The sequence below is a fragment of the Anabaena sp. CCY 9402-a genome (genome assembly GCF_963920945.1).
GTDB lineage: Bacteria > Cyanobacteriota > Cyanobacteriia > Cyanobacteriales > Nostocaceae > Trichormus > Trichormus minutissimus.
Genome location: NZ_CAWUDL010000198.1, coordinates 1 through 1,086, shown reverse-complemented (window position 1 = coordinate 1,086; position 1,086 = coordinate 1). Strand labels below are relative to the sequence as shown.

Annotated in this window: 1 protein-coding gene; it reads left to right on the top strand. The window is 32.0% G+C overall.

Annotated features, from left to right (window positions below; genetic code table 11):
• The first annotated feature begins 80 nt into the window (after positions 1–80).
• Complete coding sequence (locus tag ACM0OR_RS28275) at positions 81–1,079, top strand: IS630 family transposase (RefSeq protein ID WP_414579722.1); 999 nt, start codon at positions 81–83, stop codon at positions 1,077–1,079.
• The last annotated feature ends 7 nt before the right edge of the window (positions 1,080–1,086 follow it).

The window sequence follows — 1,086 nt, the reverse complement described above, 5'->3', positions numbered from 1 at the left end:
TAAGTAATCAAACAAAATTAATTACACAAATTAATATACAATATAATTTAGGATTTACTTAGATAATAATTAGGTTTTAAATGATTTTTTTGAGAGAAATTAATCTGCTCTCCTTGAAACTACTGGAGCGCATATATCGCCAAAGTCGATATCATCAGGTGCGCCAAAGAGCGCATTTCTTAATTTTAGCTGGACAGGGAATAAAATTAGAAGAATTAATCAAAATATTTAATGTTAGTTATAAGACAATATATAACTGGATAAATCGTTGGGAATTAGAGGGAATGGTAGGACTGTATAATAAACCAGGAAGAGGGAGGAAACGAATATTTAAGCCAGAACAAGAAGCAGAAATTAGAGAGTGGGCGAAACAAGAACCAAGACAATTAAAAAAGACGCTACAAAAAATTAAATCAGAATGGGATATTGAAGTTAGCAGTGAAACCGTTAAAAGAATATTGAAAAATTTTTATATGAGTTGGCATAGAATGCGACGAGATGTTGGAGGAAAGCCAGACCCTATAGAATACAAGGAAAAGTCAGAACAGTTAACTGAGTTTAAACGATTAGAAAACGAAGGAAAACTTAATTTATATTACTTGGATGAAACCGGATTTTGTCTCATTCCTTCTGTTCCTTATGGATGGCAAGATATTGGAGAGTATTTAACTATTTCTAGTCGCCATAGTTTGCGCTTAAATGTTTTAGGAATCATGAATCGCAATAATCACCTTGAAACTTATATTTCATCTCAAAGTATTAATTCGGATGTAATTATTGCTTGCATTGATACTTTCTTTCCTAAGGTAGATAAACCGACTGTGATTGTTGTTGATCAATCCTCTATTCATACCAGTGGTATTATTCTTGATAAACTTGAAGAATGGTCAGAACGCGGTATTACCATCTTTCAATTACCCTCCTATTCACCTGAGTTAAATTTGATTGAAATTTTGTGGCGGTTTATTAAGTATCAATGGATTGAAATTGATGCTTACAAAAATTGGCAGACTTTTGTAGCATCTGTGGAAAAAATTCTCCGAGAATTTGGTAAAAACTATGTAATTAATTTTGTTTAGCTACTTA